Source organism: Kitasatospora sp. NPDC001119 (assembly GCF_053598475.1).
The window spans coordinates 1-2,320 of the sequence record NZ_JBSFKI010000095.1 but is presented as its reverse complement, the minus strand read 5'-3'; the positions used below and the strand labels follow the sequence as shown (position 1 = coordinate 2,320).

Here is a 2,320-nt window from a genome sequence, read left to right as displayed (position 1 = left end):
CGGACGCGGCAATGACATGACAGCCACACCCGGCATCCCTGGGTGCCCTGATCTTACGAATGACCAGAACGATCCCACGAAGAAAGGTATGGATGTCATGGCTCAGCAGATGGAACCCACGACCGGGCAGAAGGACACGGCCGAGGGCGGTCGCGCTCCCGAGTCGGCGCAGGAACAGCTCCTGTGCGGCCTCTTCGCCGAGGTCCTCGGGCTGCCGTCGGTGGGAGTCGATGACAACTTCTTCGCCCTGGGCGGCCATTCGGTCATCGCGACCCGGCTGATCAGCCGCATCCGCAGCACGCTCGGCGCGGAGCTCGGCATCCGGGACCTGTTCCGGAACCCGACCGTGGCCCGGGTGGCGGAGAAGCTGAAGGAGGGGCGTCCGGCGCGTCCGGCGCTGGTGGCGGGGGAGCGGCCGGAGGTGCTGCCGCTGTCGTTCGCGCAGCAGCGGCTGTGGTTCCTGGACCAGTTGGAGGGCGCTTCCGCGACGTACAACAGCCCGTTCGTGTTCCGGCTGCACGGGGCAGTGGACGTGGAGGCGCTGCGCGGGGCGATCGGTGACGTGGTCGGGCGGCACGAGGCGCTGCGGACGGTCTATCCGGCGGTCGACGGACAGCCCCGCCAGGTGGTGCTGCCCGCCGGGGACGTCGAGGTGCCGTTCAGGGCCGAGCCGTGCACGGTGGAGGAGCTGGCGGAGCGGATCTCCGCGGAGGCCCTCGCCGCGTTCAACCTGTCCACCGGGCTGCCGTTGCGGGTGGTGCTGTTCACGGTTGCCGAGGGTGAGTCGGTGCTGGTGGTGACCTTGCACCACATCGCGAGTGACGGTTGGTCGATGGAGCCGTTGTGGGAGGGGGTGGCGTCGGCGTATCGGGCTCGGTTGGCGGGGGTTGCTCCGGAGTGGTCGCCGTTGCCGGTGCAGTACGCGGATTACACGTTGTGGCAGCAGGGTCTGTTGGGTGGGGTGCTGGAGCGGCAGTTGGCGTACTGGTCGGAGGTGTTGCGGGATGCGCCGCAGGAGGTGGCGCTGCCGTTGGACCGTCCTCGGTCGGGGGTGGCTTCGCGTGCGGGTGGTCTGGTGGAGTTCGGGCTGGACGCGGAGCTGCATGCGGAGTTGGAGGGGTTGGCGCGTCGGCACGGCGTGACGCTGTTCATGGTGCTGCACGCGGGCCTGGCGGCTCTGTTGTCGCGCCTGGGCGCGGGGACGGACATTCCGATCGGCACGGTGGTGGCGGGGCGTTCGGATGAGGCGTTGGACAAGCTGGTCGGGTTTTTCGTGAACACGCTGGTGCTGCGGACGGATGTGTCGGGTGCGCCGACCTTCGGTGAGTTGCTGGGTCGGGTCCGGGATACGGATCTGGCGGCGTTCACCCACCAGGACCTGCCGTTCGAGCGCCTGGTGGAGGAGCTGAACCCCGTCCGCTCCGCCTCGGTGCACCCGTTGTTCCAGGTGATGCTGGTCCTGCAGAACAACAGCGAGTGCAGTCTCCAACTCCCGGGCCTGGTCGTGGAGCCGGAGTGCTCTGTGGCTGCCCCGGCCCGGTTCGACCTCAACCTGAGCTTCTCCGAGAGCCACGACGCCGCCAACAGGCCGGCCGGCATCCGGGCCGAACTGCGCTACGCCGCCGACCTCTTCGACCACGGCACCGTCACCACCTTCGCGGAGCGCCTGCGCCGGGTGCTGGCCGCGATGGTCGCGAATCCGGACGGTTCGGTGGGGTCGGTTGAGGTGTTGGTGGGTGGCGAGCGTGAGTTGGTTGTGTCGGGGTGGGGTGGTGGTGGGGGTCCGGTGCCGGCGGGGACGGTGTCGGGGCTGTTCGGGGAGCAGGTGGTGCGGGCTCCGGGTGCGGTGGCGGTGGTGGATGGTGATCGCCGGTTGTCGTACGGGGAGTTGGATGTTCTGTCGGATCGGATGGCCGCGCGGTTGGTGGAGTCCGGTGTGGTGCGGGGTGGGTTGGTGGGGGTCTGCCTGGGGCGTGGGGCGGATCTCGTGGTGGCGTTGTTGGGTGTGTTGAAGGCGGGTGGTGGTTACACGCTGTTGGATCCGGAGTTCCCGCGGGAGCGGTCGGCGTTGGTGGTGGCCGAGGCGGGCGTGGGTCTGGTGGTGTCGAGTACGGGGCTGCGGGAGTCCGTCGAGGGGATCGCCGAGCGTGTGCTGTGGATGGATTCGCCCTGGGAACCGGCGGAGGAGTCGGCCGGGGTGGTGGTGCCGTCGGTGGTGGTGGGTCCGGAGGATGTGGCGTGTGTGATGTTCACGTCGGGTTCGACGGGTCGGCCGAAGGGTGTGGTGGCGCCGCATCGGGCGTTGGTGGGGACGTATCTG

Annotated in this window: 1 protein-coding gene; it reads left to right on the top strand. The window is 69.3% G+C overall.

The window, feature by feature from the left end; all coding sequences use genetic code 11:
* Positions 1 to 97: 97 nt before the first annotated feature.
* On the top strand, positions 98 to 2,320 hold a 2,223-nt coding region (locus ACWDD9_RS43805; protein ID WP_449814783.1), incomplete at its 3' end, for a condensation domain-containing protein.